The 17,059-nt window shown below is 34.3% G+C and carries 9 protein-coding genes and 3 tRNA genes; 1 reads left to right on the top strand and 11 read right to left on the bottom strand.

Features of this window, described 5'->3' with window-relative positions; all coding sequences use genetic code 11:
* Positions 1 to 853: 853 nt before the first annotated feature.
* From Q0975_RS05650 to Q0975_RS05610, 9 genes are all read right to left on the bottom strand, one after another.
* Positions 854 to 1,726 (bottom strand): aldose 1-epimerase family protein, encoded by an 873-nt coding sequence (locus tag Q0975_RS05650; RefSeq protein WP_299434284.1) that lies wholly within the window; start codon positions 1,724 to 1,726, stop codon positions 854 to 856.
* A gap of 195 nt (positions 1,727 to 1,921) precedes the next feature.
* Positions 1,922 to 1,994, bottom strand: a tRNA-OTHER gene (locus Q0975_RS05645).
* A 24-nt stretch (positions 1,995 to 2,018) separates the two neighbouring features.
* A tRNA-Asp gene (locus tag Q0975_RS05640) sits at positions 2,019 to 2,091 on the bottom strand.
* Between the two features lie 42 nt (positions 2,092 to 2,133).
* Positions 2,134 to 2,207: transfer RNA gene (locus Q0975_RS05635), tRNA-Ala, on the bottom strand.
* Between the two features lie 5 nt (positions 2,208 to 2,212).
* On the bottom strand, positions 2,213 to 3,580 hold the full coding sequence (locus tag Q0975_RS05630) for an SDR family oxidoreductase (RefSeq protein WP_299434282.1): 1,368 nt from the start codon (positions 3,578 to 3,580) through the stop codon (positions 2,213 to 2,215).
* Positions 3,581 to 3,591: 11 nt separating this feature from the next.
* Complete coding sequence (locus Q0975_RS05625) at positions 3,592 to 4,254, bottom strand: hypothetical protein (protein ID WP_299434280.1); 663 nt, start codon at positions 4,252 to 4,254, stop codon at positions 3,592 to 3,594.
* 84 nt (positions 4,255 to 4,338) lie between these two features.
* Positions 4,339 to 5,739, bottom strand: a complete 1,401-nt coding sequence (locus Q0975_RS05620; RefSeq protein WP_299434278.1) for an RtcB family protein — start codon at positions 5,737 to 5,739, stop codon at positions 4,339 to 4,341.
* A gap of 205 nt (positions 5,740 to 5,944) precedes the next feature.
* Positions 5,945 to 6,661 carry a hypothetical protein gene (locus tag Q0975_RS05615; protein WP_299434276.1) on the bottom strand — a complete coding sequence of 239 codons (717 nt, stop codon included), beginning with the start codon at positions 6,659 to 6,661 and terminating at the stop codon, positions 5,945 to 5,947.
* Positions 6,662 to 6,790: 129 nt separating this feature from the next.
* Positions 6,791 to 7,411, bottom strand: a complete 621-nt coding sequence (locus Q0975_RS05610; protein ID WP_299434274.1) for a hypothetical protein — start codon at positions 7,409 to 7,411, stop codon at positions 6,791 to 6,793.
* A gap of 445 nt (positions 7,412 to 7,856) precedes the next feature.
* Between Q0975_RS05610 and Q0975_RS05605 the strand changes: the two genes are divergently transcribed.
* Positions 7,857 to 13,118 (top strand): fibronectin type III domain-containing protein, encoded by a 5,262-nt coding sequence (locus tag Q0975_RS05605; RefSeq protein WP_299434272.1) that lies wholly within the window; start codon positions 7,857 to 7,859, stop codon positions 13,116 to 13,118.
* Positions 13,119 to 14,389: 1,271 nt separating this feature from the next.
* Here Q0975_RS05605 and Q0975_RS05600 read toward each other — a convergent pair.
* Entirely contained in the window at positions 14,390 to 15,913 is a 1,524-nt protein-coding gene (locus Q0975_RS05600; protein WP_299434270.1) for a TROVE domain-containing protein, read from the bottom strand.
* 243 nt (positions 15,914 to 16,156) lie between these two features.
* Positions 16,157 to 16,723 carry a sigma-70 family RNA polymerase sigma factor gene (locus Q0975_RS05595; protein ID WP_299434268.1) on the bottom strand — a complete coding sequence of 189 codons (567 nt, stop codon included), beginning with the start codon at positions 16,721 to 16,723 and terminating at the stop codon, positions 16,157 to 16,159.
* Positions 16,724 to 17,059 lie beyond the last annotated feature (336 nt).

Raw genomic sequence — 17,059 nt, 5'->3', positions numbered from 1 at the left:
GTCTTACTAATGATTCCAGCATATCTTTTGATCACTGAAACCCTAACTGTTATGGTTATAAAATTTCATTTGATTATTGTTTAAAAAATTAATACTTGTTGATTTTTTCGGAATACTTAGACAACACTTTGACAAGCTCAATATGACAGATCAGTGTTACAACTGAGCGCAACGGTGCGATATATCAATTAGTATTGATATTCTGAGTGTTAGTTAATCTTAAGAGGAGTTGCTAAAAATAAAAGTCCGAAACTTTATTCTTACTTCGGACTTTATAGTAAACTGTTATAATCAGTTTATGAATTATAGAAGTCCCGAAGCGTATACATAAAAGAACCTCGTTCTCCTGATGTATCAGTGTATATGTTTGTAAAGGTCATAGTACTTCGGTTATTAATAGTTATTGCTGTATTGCGGTGCAAATATCAAATCTATTTTTTAAGTATGCAAATTATTTTTCAATTTATTTATTTGATTATCAGCTATTTATGCTTGTTTTTAGATAAAGGAATTCCTGTCCGTTTAGTGACGGAAACTAACCAATTTAGTAACTAACTGTGCCTCTTAAGAGTATCGCTCAAACAACATTTTATTTGGTGTTCATAGTTTCTAAAAATGATGCATAAAAAAAGCGTCCAATTTTTTTGGACGCTCTTCAGATGTATATCGTTTTCTAGTTTTTTATCTATGCTTTCGATTTGAAAATAACTTTACAGCGTCCTTTTTTATGTGTACAAAATAGATTCATAGATATTTAAAACTTATTTTTTTGTTCTTATTTATGGTGCAAATATGAGTTTATTATGCATAAAGTTCCAAATTTTTAGATAATTCATTTTGATTCTAAGTAATGTTAGATGATGGTTATCGTATAATTACTTTTATGTATTTCTTCTTTTTTTAACTTTTGAATCCCTTCTTTCTCTTCGATATTTTGAGTTGTTTCTTCTACGTCTGCATATCCTAACCAAGGTTCTATGCAAACATATGGTGATTGGTGTTTTGCCCAAATACCGAGATCAGAAAAGTCCTTGAAATCTACCGATAACACTGGACCATTGGTTTTGTGAATAAGGGTTGCTTTTTTTGCGTTGATATTCTTGAAAATTAAAGCATCTTTATCAAAAAGAGTATTGGTAAGCCAAATTTTATAATCATCTATGATAGAAATAGTGTTTTTAGAAATAAGACCTTGATCATTTAGAACGTAGCTTTTAGGGTTCTTTGTTTTCTCGAGTGAGATATAGTAATCTTCATACTTTTCTGAAGGATCCAAAGGACAATTAAAAGCTGGATGTCCTCCAACTGAAAAAAACATAGTTTCCGAATCTTTATTTTCTATAGTATGAGAAACAATGATCTGATTATCGATAAGTTCAAAGCTAATCGTAAAACTGAATTTGAATGGATAGCTACTCATAGTTTCTTCTGATGAAGATAGAGAGAATGAAGCCTTAGTTTTCGAATTCTGAATACCTATAACATTTTTATTATATCGTATAAATCCATGTTTAGGAAGCGAATAGTTTTTTTCTTTATACGTGTAGGTTCCATTTTTTAATCCACCAATAATAGGAAAAAGTACTGGTGCTTGACTTGCCCAGATGGCTGGATCTCCTTGCCATAAAAATTCTCTGTTGTCTTTTTTGGTTTTGATACTTGCAAGTTCAGCTCCTGTAGTATCAATACGAACTGTTAATTTTTCGTTTTCTATGGTATGGATCATTGTAAGTGTTACAGTGGTTAATGATATAACGTTTACTATAGGTGTCTTAATAAGGTAAATTGTTACTCCTGTTATTGATTTTTCTTTTTCATCTAGAACAAAAAAACTTCAGTTTTCTTTTGAGTATTTCACCTAAGAATTGACACAAACAAAGGTAAAAAAAGAAGTGTAATATAAAATTTAAACATGAAAAAGGGAGAATGAGCAAGATTTGAACTTGCGACTATGAACCGCAACCCATTATTTTTCCAATTAAACTATCAATCTCCCAGTTTTTCATATATAACTAACAAAGAACGTATGAGATTCGAACCCATATCCTTCTGCGTGACGGGCAGACGCTCTTCCAGTTGAGCTAACGTTCTTTGCGTTTTTATTGTATGTTTTCAAATGTAATAATTAATTAGTGGAGTGTATGGGACTCGAACCCATATCCTTCTGCGTGCGGAGCAGACGCTCTTCCGATTGGAGCTAACACCCCTGTAATTACCATACAGCTACTTTATAATTTTTTAATAATTTACCAACAGGATTGTGTGTATTTGTAATTCCTTCTATAATCGGAATCATAATCCTGGAGGCTCCATCTACCGGATCTAATGGAGGAATATATCCTATATCGAACTGTTTTTTTCTCAATCCTTCCTGCGCGCCAGTAGAAACCCAACCAACATCTACAGCATTCATATAAATATTATTCTTTTCATATGCTCTGGCAGAAGTTCGAGTTAGCATATTCAATGAAGCTTTGGTCATATTGGTATGCGGATGAAATATAGACTTGTTAGTATAACTAAACTGCCCTTCTGATGAGGTAACATTAATAATAAACTTCTTCTTAAAGGTGGAAGCTTTTAGTAACGGAGTCAATTCTTTTATGAGGTGATATGGAGAAATCTGATTGATTAAGTTTACTTCTAAAAGCTCTATCATATCTACTTCTTCAAGGGTTGAATTCCAGCTGTTTTTAGTTCTGTTATCAATAGGTTGTCCAAAACGATTTAATTCTAATGAGTCCGTAACTGATTCTAATGCCGTAATGGATTTCGCTATTGGAGTTTCATTTTGAATTAATTGTATACCGGATGCGACAGAAGCTATTATTTTCTTTTCTTGTTGGATTAAAGGAAGATAATATGCATCTGTATATCTAATAGTTTGAGCAGCGTTATTTATCAAAATATCCAAAGAGCTATGCTTAGAGCTATAATATTCTATAAATTTCTGTACAGAATTAAGATTACGTAAATCCAGCCCATAGAGGGTTAATCGATCCTTCCACTTGTGATAATCTTCTTCTTTTTTATAGTGCTCCAACGCTAATCCTGGAAAGCGTGTAGTTACCGTTAGATTTGCATCACTTCGTAATAGCTTTAATGCTGTTGCATATCCGATCTTTACGCGACCGCCAGTTAGAATTACATTTCGATTTGATAAATCAATTTCTTTAAATCTATTTTCATAATTAGTGGTCGCACAGGTAGGGCACAATCGATTATAAAATGAATGAGCTAATATGAAGGATTGATTACAGCAATAACAGTTCTTAGGAATTTCTAATCTCGAATATTCGATATCATTTTTTACAGCTTTTTGGTCAAACGATGTTTCGTTTTGCAATGCTTTTTGTGAAATCACGGATCCGTTAATGATTTGTAAATCATTAGATTTCTTTTCCGTATAACTCTGTTTTCGGTTTGTTTTTTTTGCTTGCTTATGAATTTTAGTAATCAAAGATGCAAAACGAATATTATCGGGGTTATGAAGAGGATCTTCTTTCAATTCAGTAAGCACCTTAAGACAAGTATTCCATTCGTCTTTGGTGAAGTTATATGTTGTGGTAAAATTATCCATTGCTTAGTTGATTATAAAAAAGGTTCTAAAAAACCAATTAACTTTGTCCCTTTGGCATTCCATCTAATTCCATGTCCGCTAGGAACTCGAATCTCGAATACAAATTCATGTTTATAATGATAGAAGATATTCCACCAAGTTTTATTTTCTATGATTTCTAAAATACGCTTTCTTACTTTTTCTTCTTTCTCGGTTGGATTGCCTTTCATTTCTCCCCAAAAATCATCTTCTGATCTTCCGATATGCTTTTCCCAGGCTCTGTTTGCTATACAGATTTGATCATTAAATGGTGCAAAACAACTATCTAATAGCGTTTCTTTTAAAGGAGGAATGGCTTCCTCATTTTTTAAGGTTGCTGAGGTCCATCGTTGTCCAATCAATATCAAAAGATATTCGAATGGAGTTGTTTCTATAGCTTTTGCCCAATCTTTTGGGGATGTTTTTTTATCAACCAATAACCCTTCGAAATTTATGAATGCTTTAGATAATGTTGGTGTTATCTCTTCGTCAAAATGGGGTAGTGGATGTGTGTCAGGAACTCCTGATAGATGATACTTCTTCAGTTTTTTTGAAAATATCTGAAGATGTTCTTCTTGTAAAAACCCAGCATACTGTTCCTTCCAGGAATCTGAAAGGAACTGAGTACTGTTTTGTATGGTTTGATATAGGTTCATTGTTTAATCTTGTTAACACACCCAAGTATTTCTGACACAGCAGCGCTGTGCCGAAATACTATCCCTCTCAAGAGGGAATGAGCTTTATTTACTTTGTTGTTTATTCCTTCTCTTCACTCTCCACGGTGCATTGATCTGAAAATCTCCCGCCATAATACATCCATAAGGCATCACTTCATCGATCACAGTACCTAAACCGAATTCTGACATTTGATCTCTCACAGTGGCAGCATTTTTATAAGCACTTGGCAATTCAGAAATATCAATTTCATTAGAGTAAAACCTAACATCTAATCCTTTTGTTTCGATCTCAAAGATTTCTTCTCTGGTTTGTCCTTCTTTATTTCTTTTATGTTGCGTTCTGCTCATATTTCTACCAGCTCCATGTGGTGCAAATCCAAGGTTGTTATTAGTTGTTGCTCCTTCAACAATCAATACTGGTTCTGCCATATTTAAAGGGATCAATCTCGGGCCTGTGATATCTGGCATAAACCTAGCATCTAATGGTGTAGCACCTTTGGCATGATAAAATAAATCTCCTTCTTTAAAGACAAAATTATGCTCATTCCAGTATCTATTTTCAGCTTCGATCTCCAATGCTTTTAAAGTAGCATCGTGAATCACTTCATGATTTAGTTTTGTCCATTTTCTGATGGTTTGCAATGCAGACCAATAGGTTTGACCTTCTTCTGTATCAAAAGGAATCCAGGCATTTTGCTTTAGCGTATCTGGAGATATCTCTCTTCTGAACTTATCGGCAATATGCATTCCTTTTTTATATAATCTGGCACCAACACCTCTAGACCCGTGATGTGTGATCATCATGGTATTTCCAGTTTTTGCAGACGTACCTACGAATAAGAAATGGTTACCATCTCCTTGTGTTCCCAGATATTCTTTTGCCATACTGATATCTTTGGCTTCCTTAAGGAAGAAATTAGATTTAAATGCTGATAATAATTCATCCGTTAATTTATATTGTTGTCCTCTAGGCCTTCCTCCAGGTCCAAAATGTGTACTGGCATGCGCAGCATCTAATACTTTTTTAGGATCTGTTTTACCAAAATCGGTTAACATCACAGAACAACAAATATCAGCACTATGCATTCCTGGATGGATGGCATTTTTAGCAACCACGACACCGCCAACAGGAATTGTTCCTTTAGGACCAGATGGACAGGCATCTGGCATCACAGCTCCATCGACAACTGTTGGTGTTTTCATTAACTGCTCCATAGAAGTAATCACTGAAGTAACATTATCTTCTTCTAGCTCGTTCTCTGCTTTGATATTAATTTTAAAATCTATCGGTGTTGTATGTAACTCCTGAATAGGAGGCATTTTATATTGTTCTAAATATGCGAGCATTGCTTCATCGGCTAATTGATGTGTGTTGATATGTTCAATAGCTTCTGGAAACCATTTTCCGGATCTGAATCCTAAATCAATCAATGTTTTTCCTGTAATGTTTATTTTGTTTTTCATATGTTAGTTTTTATTTTTTTTTAAGATCAGATGGAATCGCCACTTAACCATAGTGATGTGTTTTGACCTGATTTTTGTGGCTTATTTCATTGTATTTCTAATTGATGAAGCAAAGATGCATTGGTATTGCGCAATGTTTTTGCGTGGTAAAAATATATATTTTATTCTTTATAAACTTCACGTGTTAGATTACTTATATATTATTTTAAAATGCAAAAGTTATTGGATATTTGTTTTCTAAGATTGTATGAGCAATAGCAATTCTATTTGCAGTTTCTTTATCTTCTTGGTTAAAATAAACTTTTTCAATTTTATCTAAAACTGGTTTAGAATATAACCATTTAGAGATTATTTTTTCGTTTTTAGATTCAGCTCTAAATGCAAACCCATTCAGTATCCCATTAACTATATATAAGGATGATATTTCGGTTTTAGACTCTTTCCATTTCTTTAGCGCTGGTTCTATAGGTCCGTACATTTTAATCAAACTGAAACATTCTCCTATCATAAATTCAGTACTATTTTTTCCATTAATAATTGTGTTCCACAATTCAGTGAAGAAATTTTCAATAATCTGAATTTCATTTTCAGGCCAAGTCTCCCATTCTGCGTAATTTAATTTTTCAAAACACGTAAAATCATCGATAATGTCAGAAGAAGATTCTAAAGTCATTAGCTCTAGAATTCTAGGTAGAAAGTGCTTGTAATCTTCAATACTTCCAAAAGTAGATATTGCTGATCTGATAAAGTGACCTAAATCTTCTGCAGATAATTCTTTTATAGGTTTCTTTGTAATAACTTTTATTTCATTATCTGTGACACAACAAGGACAACTATAGTCTCTTAATTTCGCAACTTCTATTGAGTATTTACCAAATACAGTATAAAGCTGGTCGATAATTTCTTTAAGTTTTGTCTTCATCTTTACTTCAATTACAATGCAAAGAAGAAGTTGAATCACGCAATCATTTTGCGTAATAAAAATAGTTTTTAAAAAAAATCCTCAAATGAAAATGATCAATTGAGGATGCATGCATTGTACAATACCTTTTTATTGCCTGATAAATACTTTCAGATCTTTGCTTTTCTGCATGGCGTAGGACAGGGACTTATTACTAAATGATTTTTCTGGTTTATAATTGGTCAATGATAGTACCTTAGGTAGTTTCATATCCCAAGAACCCGATTTTTTACTTTCGCCAGAAACGATCATTACTACATGACCATAAGTCTCAGCAGTATCAATAATCAATGCTAATCCACCTCTGTTACTATGTGCTAATGCCATATCGATGCTTTTCTGGTCTACGGTTCCCAATTTTAACCAGTTTTTGGATCGTTCTGCAATAGGCCGAATACTATCGTAAACTACATACCCTAACTTTGGGTCACTAAATTCTGTGAGATCAAAGGCTTTAGAAATCGTTTTGGTAATACTGTTTCTACAGTCATTTCGTTCTGTACTCGCTTTTTTACAAGTGATAAAATTTTCTACTTCTAACGCTAGATCAAGACTCGTAAGTTTATTAGTAGTACTAGAGGTTTTGATTTTACTAACACCTTCTTGTTCAGAGATAGTTGTGTTTTCTTCATTAGTAGATTTTTCCTTTTGATCGTCTTTGCAGGAGATTAGGCAAATGACCAATGCGAATAGTGGCAATATTTTTTTCATAGCTGATTGGTTTTAGTTCCATAATAATAGGTAAATTTTTATTGGGTTCAAAGTTATTATAGATAGCTTCTCAGAAATATTTCTAAGTAACTAGAATTGAGAATACCTCTTTTTCGTATTCATCAATAATATCTCTAGTGTTATATTTTTTTTGTAATAAAACGTGTTTTTTTAATGATTAGGTCATGTGAATAGGGTAGTAAATTATGTTGTGCAGGTAATAAAAAATTAGGGTTTTTGTGAAATAAGTTGTTTTATTAGTGTAGCACATATAAAAACTTATATAATTTTCAACTAATTAACTAAAACAGAATAAAATTCGCACAAACCATTTAGGGGGAAAATCCCCTTTATTTTAGGGAAATTACCCTGTTATTTTATTTTATTGTATAATTGTGAAAAAAGATGCTAAAAAAATAAATAATAACTAAATTTTTAACTAATAATGAAAAGAAAAATTACTCGCTATGCATTGCTGGCATTGAGTTTAGTGGCATTGCCAATCGGTTTTATGGTTTTCTCTGGGGAGGAAAGTATAGAAAACATAGAAAAAGATGGAATTACAAATTTAAGAGATCAACACAAGGATTTTTTGAATAAAAGCCCCTTTACAGAGACACTCAAAATGACAAGATCGGAGAGAAAAGCACAAGGCCTCCCTCCGAATAAGTACTTTGAACAATTATGGGAGCTGTCCATCAATCCGGCGACAGGAAGAACAGAACCAGAAAAAATTTATGAGACTCAGGAGAAACTAAGAAGAGGTTTGTCTAAAAGAGCTCCTGGTGATGATGCTAATAATCCTTGGATTGAGAGAGGTCCTAATGATATCGGAGGTAGAACAAGGGCGATTATGTTTGATCCAAATGATTCTTCTAATAGACGTGTGTATGCAGGTGGTGTAAGTGGAGGTTTATGGGTAAATAATGATATTACTTCATCGGCTTCTCAATGGAGTCGTGTGCAAAATGTACCTGGAAATTTATCAGTAACTTCTATTACAGTAGATCCTAGAGATTCTAATATTTGGTATTTAGGTACTGGAGAGCAGTATACAGCAGGAGATGTAGTTGGAAGTGGAATTTATCGTTCTACTGATGGAGGAACAAGTTGGCAATCACTAGCGATTCCTCCGGCAGGAGCTGGAAGTTTTGATTTTAATACGAGTAACCTATTTCTTTCAGGTATTTTTTATGTAAATGATATTTTGGCTTGGAATAATACCGCACAGAATCGTACAGAGTTATATGTTGGAGTAGGAGCACACGTATATGGAGATGCTGCGAGTCCAACAAATTGGTTAGGATTGCAAACAGCAGGATTATACAGGTCGATAGATGGAGGTGCTACTTGGAGTAGAATAGAGTCTACTAATATGAGCTTTGCTTTTAGTGGTGCTGATTATTTCTTTATTCCGAATGATTTTGAAATTGGTGCGGATAATACATTATGGATGGGAACTATTACAACTCCAGGAATTGGAGGAAATGGTGGAGGTAGAGTATTTAGTTCTACTGATGGTGCTACATGGACAGAGGCAGCAGGATCTCCTTTGGCTGATTCTAACAGAGTAGAAATTGAAGTTTCTTCTACAGATGCTAATAAATTATATGCATTAACTCAAGGAAGTGGAAATACTCCTGTTCATATTTATAGAACCACAAATAAATTTGGATCAGTAACGGAAACTGCTTTACCAAATGATGCGGACAATGGTATTTCTGCGAATGATTTTACCAGAGGACAAGCTTTCTATGACTTAATGATCGAAGCAGACCCTACAAATGACGATATTGTTTATGTAGGAGGAATTGATCTATTTAGATCCGCCAATAGTGGTACTAGTTGGGGACAAATTTCTAAATGGTCTAACAATCCAGGTTTAGCTGGATTGCCAGTTTCTTTAGTTCACGCGGATCAACATGCAATGACCTTTAGACCAGGAAGCCCTAATCAGGCAATTTTTGGTACCGATGGAGGTGTGTATTATGCGAATAGTTTATCGACTGCTCAAAGCTCGAATGTTTTTGGTGCTCGAAATAATAATTATAATGTAACGCAATATGTAAAAGCAGGGATTGGACCTGATGGGGCTGGAGATACTTCAGGAATTTTTACTGCTGGAGCACAAGATAACGGTTCTCAGGCATTTAGAAATACGGTTCCAGGAATTAATGGATCCGAAGAATTATCAGACGGAGATGGTTTTTACACTTTTGTAGATAAAGACGGACAATACATGACGGCAACTTTTGTTAGAAATGTAATCTATAGATTTAATCTTCCTTGGAATGGATTAGGAAGAAGACAAGGAGGAGCTACAACATTAGTTAATGATCAGTCTACAGGAGATTTTGTGAATCAAATGGGATATGATAGTGATACTAATTTCATGTTAACGAATGCGTCTAATAGTACTGCGGGGACATTTGCAATTAAAACAATCAATGTTGCGGCAAATTCTAATGCTAATATTACCAACGCTTTATTAACGAGTAAACCTACAGCATTAACTCCTTCTCCTTTTGAAAATAATGTTTGGTATATAGGTACCGCTACTGGGCAGATGTTACGACTTACTAATGTTGGTGTTGGATCAGCAAACTGGTCAGAGATCACTACACCGTTTGTAGGTTCTGTGTCTTCAGTTAGATTAGGCGAAACGGCAAATGATATTATGGTAACTATGCATAATTATGGAGTAACTAGTGTTTGGTATTCTTCTGATGCAGGAGCAAATTGGGTAAGTAAAGAAGGAAATTTACCAGATATTCCTGTTAGAGATATGTTGCAAAATCCATTAGATAGGAACGAAGTAATTGTAGGGACACAATTAGGAGTTTGGGTAACGACTAATTTTGATGCAGTAAACCCAACTTGGAGTCAATCTCAAAATGGAATGAGTGATGCTAGTGTTACCTCTTTTGACTATTGGGCGGTAAATGGAGATGATAATAATAATAAAATAATAGCTTCCACTTATGGAAGAGGAGTATTCACGGGGTCGTTTACAGCAAACAGTACTTCAGATACAACAGCTCCTACGGCTCCGACAAATTTAACAGCGACTAATGTTACGCAAACAACTGCAGATTTGAGCTGGACAGCGGCTACAGATAATGTAGGTGTTACTGGATATGATGTGTATCAGGATGGAGTAGTAGTTACTACAGTTACAGGAACTAATTATAACGCTACTGGTTTGACTGCGAATACTTCGTATGCTTTTGTAGTTAGAGCTAAAGATGCTGCAGGGAACGAATCTGTGGATAGTAATACTGCCAATGTAACGACTACTAGTGCTCCGGATACAACTGCACCAACAGTGCCAACTAATCTAACGGCTGCTAATACTACACAAACAACTACAGATTTAAGTTGGACAGCAGCTACGGATAATGTAGGTGTTACTGGATATGATGTATATCAGGATGGAGTAGTAGTCACTACAGTTACAGGAACTAATTATAATGTTACTGGTTTGACTGCGAATACTTCGTATGCTTTTGTAGTTAGAGCTAAAGATGCAGCGGGGAATGAATCTGTGGATAGTAATACTGCTAATATCACAACATCTGGAACCACAGGTGGTAGTGGCTGTTCAGGAGGAATTACAGCATTTCCATATGATGAAGGATTCGAAGGTGGATTTGGAGATTGGTCACAAGGATCAGGAGATGATTTTGATTGGGCGCGTCGATCTGGAGGAACACCATCTAATAATACAGGACCATCGTCAGCAGATGAAGGTACTTTTTATGTGTATGTAGAAACGTCTAACCCTAATAACCCAAATAGAACTACGATTTTAAATTCACCTTGTTTTGATTTAAGCGGAGAAACATCTGCAGATTATAGTTTTAGATATCATATGACTGGTAATGCGGTTGGCGAACTAAGACTAGAAGCAAGTAGTGATAATGGAACGACTTGGACATCTGTCTGGAGCAGAACAGGAGATCAAGGAAATACTTGGAATACTGCAGCTGTTGATTTAAATAGTTATACAGGAAGCTCTATGCAATTACGTTATGTAGGAACATCCGGAAGCTCTTGGCAAGGAGATATGGCAGTGGATCGTATTTCTTTATCTACTGGATCAACAACGGATACAGCAGCTCCAACAGCTCCAACAAATCTAACCGCGGCTAATACTACGCAAACAACGACTGATTTAAGTTGGACAGCAGCAACAGATAATGTAGGTGTTACTGGATATGATGTATATCAGGATGGAACAGTAGTTAGTACTGTAACAGGAACAACATATACTGCAAGTGGGTTAACTGCTAATACTTCTTATGCTTTTGTAGTAAGAGCAAAAGATGCGGCAGGCAACGAATCTGTAGATAGTAATACTGCTACTGTTACAACTACAGGGAGCAGTGGAAATGGCTGTACAGCAGGAATTACTTCATTTCCATATAATCAAGGATTTGAAGGAGGGTTTGGAGATTGGACACAAGGATCAGGAGATGATTTTGATTGGACACGTCAATCAGGAGGTACACCTTCTAATAATACAGGCCCATCATCAGCGGATGAAGGTACTTTTTATGTATACGTAGAAACATCTAACCCTAATAATCCAAATAGGACTACTATTTTAAATTCACCTTGTTTTGATTTAAGTGGAGAAACATCTGCTGATTATAGTTTTAGATATCATATGACTGGTACTGCAGTTGGAGAATTGAAATTAGAAGCAAGTAGTGATAATGGAACTACCTGGACAGAAGTATGGAGTAGATCCGCAGATCAAGGAAATGCTTGGAATACTGCTAATGTGAACTTAGATAGTTATGCAGGTGGTAGTATGCAATTACGTTATGTTGGAACCTCTGGAACTTCATGGCAAGGAGATATGGCAGTAGATCGTATTGCTTTATCTACAGATGGAACTACTGGAGGTAGTGGATGTTCAGGAGGAATTACAGCATTCCCATATAGTCAAGGATTTGAAGGAGGATTTGGAAGCTGGTCACAAGGATCAGGAGATGATTTTGATTGGACTCGTCAATCTGGAGGAACACCTTCTAATAACACAGGACCATCTTCTGCAGATGCAGGTACTTTTTATGTATACGTAGAAACGTCTAACCCTAACAATCCAAATAGAACTGCTATTTTAAATTCACCTTGTTTTGACTTAACTAGCGCAGCATCTGCGACTTTTGATTTTAGATACCATATGACAGGAAATGCGGTTGGAGAATTGAAACTAGAAGCAAGTAGTGATAATGGAACTAGCTGGACAGAAGTATGGAGTAGATCCGGAAATCAAGGAAATGCTTGGAATACTGCTTCTGTAAATTTAAATAGCTATACAGGTGACAGTATGCAATTACGTTATGTAGGAACATCTGGAACCTCTTGGCAAGGAGATATGGCTGTTGATGCTGTATCATTGAGTACTTCAGGAACTACTGCTGTAAATGATGAATTTACTAATCCTTTGGTTAATGAAGAAGAAGCGTTTGAAGTAACGTTCTATCCAAACCCAGTAAACGGAAATTTATTATATCTGAATACTTCTATGAAATCTGCTATAACCTATAGCATTATGAATGTTGCTGGTCAATTAGTGAATAAAGGCACAGTGTCTAATAATAGTATTAATGTTCAGGAACTATCCGAAGGTGTTTATATCATCAAGGTAGCGACTAAAAACAGTGGAGAAATCATATCCAAATTTATAAAAAGATAAGTCTATTCATTGTCAGTGAATATTTATTAATTAGAAAACCAGGTCGATAGACCTGGTTTTTTTCATCTATATTATTAAGTAATAAGCAAAAAATGTAATAACTATTTACTGGGGCATCGTTTGCCGGGAGTCGAACCCGGTTAATCTCTATGGATTAATCCTCCCCGTTTTTGGTACGAAGTATGTTATCACTACGGCATTATTACTAAATCTGTTGATGTTTTATTCTAAAATAGAATGGCAATAAGTATATAATCAATTTTTGTCGATGGGATTCGAACCCATAATTAAACTAACCTATAAGCGAAGTATGATTATAAAACGGCACACTCTTTTTTATTTTATTATTAAGCAAGGCAAAAAACGATAAAAGACGTTATACGTGCTCTACCAATTGAGCTACTCTTCCTGATTTATTTGTTTATTAGAGGAAGAGACGGGACTCGAACCCGCAACACCGGCATTAAAAGTGTGAAGTAACTTTTATCTACGGCACTTGCTATTTTTATTCTTTTATTAAAAGAGGTAATATTCGAAAAACGACTATACGGCGTCCTACTATTAGACGACCTCTTGCGAGGGTAGGAGTTGCACCTACATTACCGGAACCCAATTCGAAGTAACGTTTTTCTACGACACTCTTTTTATTGTTGTATTTTAATAATTCTCTTTTAGATAAAGGTAAAAGTCGATTAGTGAATCTTGCTCACCAAATAGAGCGTAATTCCCCCTTTGAATTCGTTGTGTTCGTATTGTGGAGGAATTAGGAGTCGAACCTGCGAAGTAACACTAGTCTACGACACTTTATTTTCCAGAGAATATAAAAATGTTTTTTATTAAGTAAGGTAAGAAACGAGAAGTATGTTATGTATTGTGCTCTGACCTATCTGAGCTACATCTTTGCTGTCAAAGATGATGGGACTCGAACCCATGACCCCAATATCCGAAAACGAAGTAGTACTTTTCTACGACACTTACTTTTTTATTTTTTAAACAAGGCGAAAAGCGAAAAAGGAGATGCTCTTTATTAGAGCGTCGTTCTTATCCCGTAGGACAGTGAACCGGTGATTCGAGATCTCAGAGAGATGTACGCATAAAATGCTTTCACCCTGCTGGTTTTTAACCCAGCTTCGCTCACACGATTGCTCGTGATACGCTACCTTAGGACCGTTATAGTTACGAAGTAACCCTTTTCTACGGCACTTGTTTTTATTAAGATTTTCAAAGAACTTTATGATAAGCTCACACCACTTTTTGATGTGAGCTTATGATTATAAGGATTGCTCCTTTATGTATTTAATTACTGATTTTCCGTTTTCTAATGCATCTAGTACTTCGAAAACTTTATCACTCCAACCACCAATTAGATGTACATCGTTTTTCTCAACTTGTAATGGAGCACTATTGTAACCCATTAAGTCAAAGATGTATAATTTGGCATTCGGTGCAATACTTTTATAGTGCTTCCACTCAGTCTCAATATGAGTATCCGAGTTGTAATGACCACTGTTCCATAATTGGCAATCTGTAAAAATCATTATTTTATCTACCACAGTTTTTTTGTTGTTCAAACTCTGAATAACTTTGTAACCATTTGTAGAATATCCAACTTCACCTTCTATCTTTTTTAGTTTCATAACGTTAGACAATACATCACCTTTTGGCAATACATATTGTTTCCATCGATCTCCAAAAAGACCAGTGATCACATTTTTACATGTATGCTGTAATAACATACCTAACACCAACCCTATATCATAGGCTTGAATCTTACTGTTTCTAGATATAGGTTGCATCATTGATCCAGATACATCACAAGCAACCACTACTTTAGTGTCTAACTCAAAACCTTTCATATTGATAACACTGATTTGAATGGCTTTTTCTAAAGCATCTAAAACATATGCCGTATATGAAGATTTAGTAGCGGACAACTCTTGATACGCTGCCATAAATCTAAAAGGTAATTGTTTCGATCTTTTTACTTTGTTTTCATCCGTTAGTGTATCAACGATTTTAGCAATATGAGTATGACTTACTTCTGCTTCCAGAATGTTTCTCAAGTTTCGCATTAAGGCCATATAACCTAATTTGTTACTATCGATTAAGGCTTCCCATTTAGCAGTAAAAGCAATTTTCTTTTCGATATCATTGGCAAATTTTTGCTGACCCAAAGTAGATAACTCTACTTCCCAAGTATAAGGAACTTCTAAAGTATCATTAATCACCTTATCAAAAATTGATTGTTGCAAATCATCCTTTGGTTTTGGGTGTGTTAAAAAGATAGCATCTTTAAAAGTTACTTCTGTTTTTCTGTTATACTTAGCAAACTGGTATGCATCAAACTTGTTTAATGCCATCACAATACCTTTTTGAATTTGCTTAGAAAGCTTATTCAATTTTTTGGTACCTTCTCTTTGGTTTGCTACTTGATAGTATGCTAAAAGCTCTGTGATTTCATCTGCTCTTTGAATAACACCATTTACAGTTTTACTCACTAAATTATCACCACTATGAATCTTTGATAACTCTACTGCTAAAACAATAGGAATAGATCTCAGATACATTTTTTGTCTTGCATATATAGCAAGTTGCGCCACAAAATATGGGTCATTTTTTTGAACTAGCTTTATGATTCTTTTTAATCGATCATTTCCAGATTCATAATTTGTTTTTTCTAAAGTAGAATTAACAACAGCTGTGTACAATTCCATTTTAGGAGATAATCTAAATGCTTTTGCACCTTGATAATTTTTTACCTCATTTTTTGATTTTGTAAATACATTAAATTTCATCTTATTCTCATTTTGTTGTTAATTACTCTGCAAATATTCTGTGCTATTGCGCATTGTTTTTGCGTAGTAAAAAATAAAATGATTTTTTTTCGTTTTTTTTATGAAAATAGATTGTGTTTCGGTCTATAAATGATCAGTTAGCTCTGAGGACCTATAGTATTCAAAAACAAAAAAAACCAGATCGGAACCTGGTTTTTTCGTTTTTGGATACTTGATTTTACATGAAAATAGTACTATTCACTATTATGCAGTTATTCTTAATTCACTATATAACGGATCTTTTTCAATCATAGTTAATAATTGTTTTTTGACATCAAATTTCTTTTTTCGAGTATATCCTTCTGTATATCCAGTTATTTTCGAGATTTCTTTGACAGATTTTCCTTCAAAAAAGAGCAACATTAAGTTTTTATTATCATTACTTAGTTTTTGAAAGTGTTTTCGGTATAGGTGTTCTCGGTCTTTGTTTTCAATATCTTTGACTACAGAATCGGTTATTTGTTCTTTATTCTTTAATTTGGTATCGTCACCTACAAGTTTTAGTTTATTGCGTAATCTAGTTCTCCAAATATTTTTACAAATTCCATAAAAATAGGTTTTTATGGGTACGCTTATTTTTAAAAGGCCGGATTTTATTTTTTGATATAAAACGACTAAGGCATCCTGAAAAACATCTTCTACATCTTCTATGCTTCCATAATTTCTAAGAATGTATCCCTGAATATATCTAACGTTATCCCGATAAAAAACTTTTAATACCCGTTCATCCCCTTTAATAATCCCGGATATAATTGCTTGATCTGTATTCATTTTTCCCGTTACTTTTTTTGTTTATACTATTCGTTTTTTGACTAGAATCTTTAAATACAATGCTACTTTTTTTTGATGGTACAAACATACTTCTGCTACGGCTGAAGTCCTTACAGATTTCCGTAATCGGAGGGAATTTTTTTGAAAAAGATTGGTTTATTGAATTATTATAGGGTACAAACCTCGATGATGTTAGTTCTTAAATTCGAGGTAGATTAATATTTTAATAAAATCAGTTATTGATTATTAAACTGTCAGGTCGATTTCTATGACGAAACCAAACGATTTTCAAATTTTTTATTTGATTTAATAATGGCAAAAATAAGATGAATAATT

The sequence above is a fragment of the uncultured Aquimarina sp. genome (assembly GCF_947500065.1).
Lineage (GTDB): Bacteria > Bacteroidota > Bacteroidia > Flavobacteriales > Flavobacteriaceae > Aquimarina.
This window is presented reverse-complemented; position numbering and strand designations above follow the sequence as displayed.

Bases quoted from the DNA above. Each gene is read 5' to 3' on its own strand.
- Q0975_RS05650 (WP_299434284.1), bottom strand. From the start codon at position 1,726: ATGATCCATACCATAGAAAACGAAAAATTAACAGTTCGTATTGATACT.
- Q0975_RS05630 (WP_299434282.1), bottom strand. From the start codon at position 3,580: ATGGATAATTTTACCACAACATATAACTTCACCAAAGACGAATGGAAT.
- Q0975_RS05625 (WP_299434280.1), bottom strand. From the start codon at position 4,254: ATGAACCTATATCAAACCATACAAAACAGTACTCAGTTCCTTTCAGAT.
- Q0975_RS05620 (WP_299434278.1), bottom strand. From the start codon at position 5,739: ATGAAAAACAAAATAAACATTACAGGAAAAACATTGATTGATTTAGGA.
- Q0975_RS05615 (WP_299434276.1), bottom strand. From the start codon at position 6,661: ATGAAGACAAAACTTAAAGAAATTATCGACCAGCTTTATACTGTATTT.
- Q0975_RS05610 (WP_299434274.1), bottom strand. From the start codon at position 7,411: ATGAAAAAAATATTGCCACTATTCGCATTGGTCATTTGCCTAATCTCC.
- Q0975_RS05605 (WP_299434272.1), top strand. From the start codon at position 7,857: ATGAAAAGAAAAATTACTCGCTATGCATTGCTGGCATTGAGTTTAGTG.
- Q0975_RS05600 (WP_299434270.1), bottom strand. From the start codon at position 15,913: ATGAAATTTAATGTATTTACAAAATCAAAAAATGAGGTAAAAAATTAT.
- Q0975_RS05595 (WP_299434268.1), bottom strand. From the start codon at position 16,723: ATGAATACAGATCAAGCAATTATATCCGGGATTATTAAAGGGGATGAA.